This is a genomic window from Kineococcus indalonis, assembly GCF_009906395.1.
In the GTDB taxonomy this organism is placed as follows: Bacteria; Actinomycetota; Actinomycetes; order Actinomycetales; family Kineococcaceae; genus Kineococcus; species Kineococcus indalonis.
Window position 1 is genome coordinate 1 of sequence record NZ_JAAALM010000397.1, and the last position, 3762, is coordinate 3762.

A 3762-nucleotide genomic window follows, 5' to 3' on the forward strand; every position below is an offset into this window, starting at 1 on the left:
CCAGCGGAAGCGCGCGCGCACCGCCAGCGCGCCGAGCACGACCCACGCCAGCAGCGTCGCCGTCCAGGTGGCCAGGTCCGCGGCCGAGGGGTCGCCGATCCAGCCGGCGCGCAGCAGCTCCACCACCGGCGCCAGCGGCGTGAACCCCGCCACCCGGGCCAGCGCGCCCGGCAGGACGTCGGCGGGCACGAACAGCCCCGCGCCGAGCCCGCACACCGCGATCACCGGCAGGCTGGTGATCTGGGCGGACTCCAGGGTGCGGGTGAACGCGGCGGTCACCAGCGCCAGCAGGGCCATCACGGCGCAGCCGAGCACGACGCCGAGGGCGACCAGCAGCGGGCGCCCGGGCAGCGGCAGGTCCAGGGCGAGCGCGCCGGCGGCGCCGAAGACGGCGGCGATGAGCGCGGTCAGCAGCGCCGAGGGCACCGCCATGGCGGTGAGCACCTCCGCGTCGGCGGCCTCGCCGGTGCGCAGCCGCTGCAGCACGCCCTCCTCGCGGCGGGCCACGGCCGCGGAGAGCACGTTGTAGAAGACGACCATCAGCAGCAGCGCCGCGACGACCAGGTTCACGGCACCGGCGGCGCCGGTGGGGGTGGCCAGGCGCTCGCCGGCGGTGGAGGCCAGCAGCGCCACGAAGGCCAGGGGCGTGACGAGGGCGGTGAACACCGCCGTGCGGTTGCGGCGCAGCAGGCGGGCCTCGGCACCGGCCAGGGCGGCGGTGCGGCGCAGCGGCCCGGGCCGGGGCGTCGGTCGTGGCGTCGGTCGTGGTGCTCATCGGGTCTCCTCCGCGGGGCGGGTGGTCAGCGGGTCTCGTCGGCGGTGCGGGCCAGGGCGAGGAAGGCGGTCTCCAGGGACGCGGGCGTGGCCCGCAGCTCGGCCAGCTCCAGGTCCTGCTCCTGCGCCCACGCCAGGACGCGGGCGAGGGTGCGCTGCAGGGAGGCGGTGCGCACCACGACGTGGCGGCCGTCGAGGGCGACGGTGTCGCCGGGCCCCAGCACGTCGGCGCCGGGCCGGCCGGCGTCGCGGTGCCAGCGCACCTCGGCGCGGTGGGTGGCCACGACGTCGGCGACGGTGCCCTCGGCCACCACCAGGCCGCGGTGCAGGACGGCCAGGCGGTCGGCCAGGCGCTCGGCCTCCTCCAGGTGGTGGGTGGTCAGCAGCACCGCGGTGCCGGCCGCGGCCAGCTCGTGCACCAGGTCCCACACGGCGCGGCGGCTCTCGGCGTCCAGACCGGTGGTCGGCTCGTCCAGCAGCAGCAGCTCCGGGTCGCCCAGCAGCGCCACGGCCAGGTCCAGGCGGCGGCGCTCGCCGCCGGAGAGGCTCTTGACGGGCGTGGAGGCCTCGCGGGTCAGGTCCAGGGCGGCCAGGACGTCGGCGACGGGGCGGGCGGCGCTCAGGGTGGCGGCCCAGGCGGCGGCGGCCTCGGCGACGGTCAGGTCCCCGGGCAGGCCGCCGGACTGCAGCACCACGCCGGTGCGCGGGCGCACCCGGCGCCGCTCGCGCACGGGGTCGTGGCCGAGCACGCGCACGGTGCCCGAGGTCGGCGCGGCCAGGCCCGCGACGACCTCGGTGGTGGAGGTCTTCCCCGCCCCGTTGGTGCCCAGCAGCCCGAACACCTCCCCGGGCCCGACGGTGAAGCTGATGCCGCGCACGGCCTCGGCGCCGGAGGCGTACGCGCGACGCAGGTCGCGCACCTCGACGGCGGCGGCGGTGCGCCGGTCGGTGCCGGGGGCGGTGCCGGCGGCGGTGCCGGGGGCGGTGCGCGGCAGCGGTTCCGCGGGGGTCTGCGTCGTCATGGCCCCAGCCTGCCGCCGGGTGCGCGCCGCTCCCCGTGCCGGCGCTCACGACTCCTCCGGCACCGCGCACGGGTGGGGCGTGACAGGTGTCACGGGCGCGCCCGCGCCACGGGTGCGCCCGGCGGGCGCGGCGGGGAGCATGGGGACCGTGGCGGACGGGGCGGGCACCTACCGGTACGTGGCCCTCGGGGACTCCTTCACCGAGGGCATGGTCGACCGCGCGCCCGGCGGCGGGTACCGCGGCTGGGCGGACCGGCTGGCCGCGCACCTGGCCGCGGACGGGGCCGCCACCGGCACGGTCGTGGAGTACGCGAACCTGGCGGTGCGCGGGCGGCTGCTGGGCCCGATCGTCACCGGGCAGGTGCCGCGCGCGCTGGAGCTGCGCCCGGACCTGGTGAGCCTGGTCGGCGGCGGCAACGACCTGCTGCGCCCGGGCGCCGACCCCGACGCCCTGGCGGCGCTGCTGGAGGACGGGGTGCGACGGCTGCGCGCGGGCGGGGCGCGGGTCCTGCTGGCCACCGGCTTCGACCCGGCCCCGACGCCGCTGGTGCGCCGCAACCGCGGCGCCGTGGCCGTCTTCAGCGCCCACGTGTGGGCGCTGGCGCACCGGCACGGGTGCGACGTGCTGGACCTGTGGGGGCTGCGGCCGCTGGCGGACCCCCGCTGCTGGGGCGAGGACCGCATCCACCTGTCCGCCGAGGGGCACCGGCGCGTGGCGCTGGCGGCGCTGGAGGCGCTGGGCCGGCCCGTGCCGGCCTCGCTGAGCGCGGCCGAGCGGGACTACCGCTCCCCGCTGCCGGCGGCGGCGCCGGTGCCGCGGCGCGAGGCGCTGGCGGCGGACCTGCGCTGGGGGCGGGTGCACCTGCTGCCGTGGGTGCGCCGCCGGCTGCGGCGCACCTCCTCGGGCGCGGGCCGGCCGGGCAAGCGCCCCCGGCCCGCGCCGGTGCCCGCGGAGCGGCTGCCCGGGCGGGGGTGAGCGGGCGCGCGGGGCGCGCCTACAGCAGCAGGTCCGCCGGCGCGGCGACCGGCCGCCACAGCGGCACGCCGTCGCCGGGGGCCGCGGCGGCGGGCACGAGCGCCGGCATCCGGTCGGCGGCCACCAGGGGGCCCAGGTCCAGGGCGGTGAGGTCGGCGACGTCGGCGACCGGCACCTGGAAGGTGCGGAACCCGCCGAGCTCGGGCGCGCGCCGCGCGGCGGCCTCCGAGCGCAGCACCTCCTCCACCAGCGGCGTCTGGTCCAGCACGAACCCCGCCGAGGCCAGCGCCGGCCCGGCCGGGCCGTCCTCGAGCAGGTACCCGGCGACCTTGAAGAAGCGTCGCGGCACCCGCACGCCGCGGTACTGCGGGTCGTCGTCGGCGAGGACGGGACCGGTGACGACCACGAGGCGCGCGTCGTGCTCGCGGGCGTGGGCCAGGACGTGGTCCTCCAAGCCCAGCCACAGCTCCTCGGACCGGTTGAACCCGGCCGCCTGCGGGGCGGCGTTGGCGTAGCTGAAGGTGTCGGCGTTCGCCCGCCGCGCCACCTCCGGCGCACCCCACACCGGGTCCCGCCGGCGCACGAGGTGGCCGCGGTCGAAGTCGTTGCGCGCGTAAAGCTCCGGGCCGGCCTGCTCGTCCGGGCGCGCGCGCGGGTCCAGGAACCAGGAGTCGCCGCGCTCGACCTCGCGCAGCGCGGCGCCGTCGACGGCGACGACGGTGGCCGCGGCGAGCCGGCGGTCCGGGCGCAGCACCACGGAGAAGTGCGTGTAGGGCAGGACGACGACCTCGGTGCCGTCCACGGGCAGCGGCACGGGCACCAGCGGCCCGGGCGCCAGGAACGCCGGGTCGTAGCCGGTGCGGCCGTCCAGCTCCGCGCGCGAGGGGGCGGCCGCGGCGGCACCGCCCGCGGGGGCGCCGGTCGCGGGTGCGGTGGCGGTGGGCGTCTCGCTCATGCGCCCACCCTGCACCCGCCCCCCGACACGGCGGG

At 79.8% G+C, this 3762-nt stretch carries 4 protein-coding genes; 1 reads left to right on the top strand and 3 read right to left on the bottom strand.

Annotation, left to right across the window (positions count from 1 at the left end):
- Positions 1–729 (bottom strand): ABC transporter permease (locus GTR00_RS16340; protein ID WP_323132540.1); only part of this gene is annotated, 729 nt, incomplete at its 3' end.
- 71 nt (positions 730–800) lie between these two features.
- Positions 801–1796, bottom strand: coding sequence for an ABC transporter ATP-binding protein (locus GTR00_RS16345; protein ID WP_166612649.1), 996 nt, complete (start codon positions 1794–1796; stop codon positions 801–803).
- 139 nt (positions 1797–1935) lie between these two features.
- Here GTR00_RS16345 and GTR00_RS16350 point away from each other — a divergent pair, with 139 nt between their 5' ends.
- Positions 1936–2772 (top strand): SGNH/GDSL hydrolase family protein, encoded by an 837-nt coding sequence (locus GTR00_RS16350; protein ID WP_166612650.1) that lies wholly within the window; start codon positions 1936–1938, stop codon positions 2770–2772.
- A 19-nt stretch (positions 2773–2791) separates the two neighbouring features.
- Here GTR00_RS16350 and GTR00_RS16355 read toward each other — a convergent pair whose 3' ends face one another.
- Positions 2792–3727: a DNA/RNA non-specific endonuclease gene (locus GTR00_RS16355; protein ID WP_166612651.1), complete on the bottom strand. Its 936-nt coding sequence runs from the start codon at positions 3725–3727 to the stop codon at positions 2792–2794.
- Between the last annotated feature and the right edge of the window lie 35 nt (positions 3728–3762).

Excerpts from the sequence above, each read along its gene's own strand:
- GTR00_RS16345 (WP_166612649.1), bottom strand. The coding sequence starts at position 1,796 with ATGACGACGCAGACCCCCGCGGAACCGCTGCCGCGCACCGCCCCCGGC.
- GTR00_RS16350 (WP_166612650.1), top strand. The coding sequence starts at position 1,936 with ATGGGGACCGTGGCGGACGGGGCGGGCACCTACCGGTACGTGGCCCTC.
- GTR00_RS16355 (WP_166612651.1), bottom strand. The coding sequence starts at position 3,727 with ATGAGCGAGACGCCCACCGCCACCGCACCCGCGACCGGCGCCCCCGCG.